The following is a 2,213-nucleotide window of genomic DNA, read 5'->3' on the forward strand; positions in this document are numbered from 1 at the left end:
ACCCATTAAAGATGACAGAGTTTAGCGCGTAACGTTGTTAATGGGAATCACTATAAAAGGAGAATGGGCAATGATCTGCACTGCCCACAACCTCGCAAAACTCACTGTGTGAGGAGTAGCGCCGCCCACTCGAAACAACTGCTCGACGCAGTCAAATGACGCCCCAAAGATTACAGGGACAAGCTCCTAGGGAAGTTTAACCGCCCATTTATGCGAATTCTTCAGTGCCAATTGACATGTGTCGCCCAATAGGAGGGGCGAACTGATTAGCAGAATTGAACCGTACCGGGATGTCCCGGGCGCGGGCTAATTCTGTTGCTTCGGATCAATTGGGGGGAGACCACGTAGGGCTCGGTCCAGGTTCACGATAGTGGCACCCTTAGGGGCTTGCCCGGCTGGTCCAACGACCGCCGTCTTCAGTTCGTTGACGTTCGGCGAATGTTCGGCATTAAGAATTGCCCAAATCAAGCCTGGAGCTGACCAAGCCGCCTGAGAAGATGGTGTGCCAAATTCATCATACCTCACGAACGGTGCCAGAGAATCCTGCCAACGTGCGGGGACAATATAGATATCTCTAGCGTTTTTCAGATTTCCTTCTTTTCTTAAGTATGACGATACCAGATGCAGTTCTTTGACCTGAGGAATGGTGAACTCGGTTTTGACATCGTGCCGCGCAATCCAAGCGCAGCCGAAAACAGTGGCAAACATAAAGGCCGGCATAAGTCTGTCGAGGCGACACAGACAAAGCCATGCGCCCATAGCCATGACAAAATATAAGACAAGGAGACTTGCTAGAGCGACTTGTGTTCTATAGCTTGGCCAATTTTCTTGGACAATAAGGTTTGGCGTGTATGCTAGAGGAAGGAATAGAATTACAAGTATTGCTCTAGCAGTCCATGTAGAGCGTTCCCGCCACATTAGGACGATAAATCCAGTAACGATGAAAAGAGCAGAAAAAATAGCAACAGTTTTGTTTCCCAAAGCAGAGGGGAGATTTAACGCATTCTGCATCACCGTCTTCAGGAACCACCTCGCTTTTTCGTCAAAATTGGTAACCAACGCAGTACGACCGTAAACCTCGTAATCATGAAAAATAAAGATTGGGAGAAGTTTTGCCGCAGCATAATCCGCGCACAAAGCTGTGCCCATCACGATCGCCGCTCGAACTATCTCCTTAAGTGACGGAAGCTTCTCGGTTGTTATCCACGCAGTTGCCGCAAAAACAAAATACATCATCGCGCTTGGCTGGTATATGGTGATGGCACAAACCAGAAAGGCGAGACTTAAAGCAGCCGCTTTCCATTTTGAAGCTGAGCCGTAATTGAGGGCACGAAAGCTTAGACCTGCAAGGAACGCCGCCCATGGATCAAAGGCTGTCACAGCCCACGATGCATAAACTTGGAAGGCCGGCATGAGACCAATCAGCATTCCTGCACTGATGCAAACGCTACGAGGAAGTTTAGTATTTTCTTTAAGATGTTTCGTGAACAGCATGCAAAGAGCTGCGATGCCAGATATCGAAAGCAGTCTGATCCAGCGGAGGTCGCCGATTTGGGACACGAGTGTAAAAATAAAACTGAATAGTGCATAAATTGGTCGACCACCAGAGACTATCCCGCTAGTTAGCTGAGATACTTCGTTTTGATTCGACAAAAACACAAAACTGTAGTCATCTAAAAAAGCATATGTAGTTGTTATGGTAGAGCTATATATTATTATAAAAAAAGTGAAGAACGCCAAGTATGTAATAGCGCTCTTGCCGATTCGAATGGGTAAAATCATTTAACGATATCATTTCTAGCTGCTGTTTCTTTGTTTGTAATATTGAGGCGAGCTCCACCGTCCCCGCTATAGGATTTGCGGATCAAATAAAGCGGTCGCTGTTTGGCTTCCATGTAGATGCGCCCGATATACTCACCTAATAGGCCGATTGAGATGAGCTGAACCGATCCGAAAAAAGTGACCGCGACAAATAGTGAAGCATAGCCCGGCACTGGATTCCCAAACACTACAGTTCGGATAATAATGTAGAACAAATATATAAAGGTGAGTGTAGCGGAGGCAGCACCAACATATGTCCAGACTTTGAGCGGCGCAGTGGAGAAACTGGTGAATCCCTCTAGTGTCCTGATTCGGAATTTGTCTTCATTTTGGGCATTTTTGTGAGGGACCGCAGGCAGAAGCGTTGAATTGAGGCGAGGATATCGTCGGCG

At 47.1% G+C, this 2,213-nt stretch carries 1 protein-coding gene and 1 pseudogene; both read right to left on the bottom strand.

Features of this window, described 5'->3' with window-relative positions:
- Window positions 1-306: 306 nt before the first annotated feature.
- Window positions 307-1,782 carry a glucosyltransferase domain-containing protein gene (locus BUB54_RS19655; RefSeq protein ID WP_048880570.1) on the bottom strand — a complete coding sequence of 492 codons (1,476 nt, stop codon included), beginning with the start codon at window positions 1,780-1,782 and terminating at the stop codon, window positions 307-309.
- Window positions 1,779-2,213: pseudogene (locus tag BUB54_RS21340) on the bottom strand (hypothetical protein); the annotation flags it as partial. The pseudogene BUB54_RS21340 and the gene BUB54_RS19655, both read right to left, overlap by 4 nt.

Origin of the sequence: Acidocella aminolytica 101 = DSM 11237, from assembly GCF_900129125.1 — a bacterium.
GTDB classification, from domain to species: domain Bacteria; phylum Pseudomonadota; class Alphaproteobacteria; order Acetobacterales; family Acetobacteraceae; genus Acidocella; species Acidocella aminolytica.

Bases quoted from the DNA above. Each gene is read 5' to 3' on its own strand.
- BUB54_RS19655 (WP_048880570.1), bottom strand. From the start codon at position 1,782: ATGATTTTACCCATTCGAATCGGCAAGAGCGCTATTACATACTTGGCG.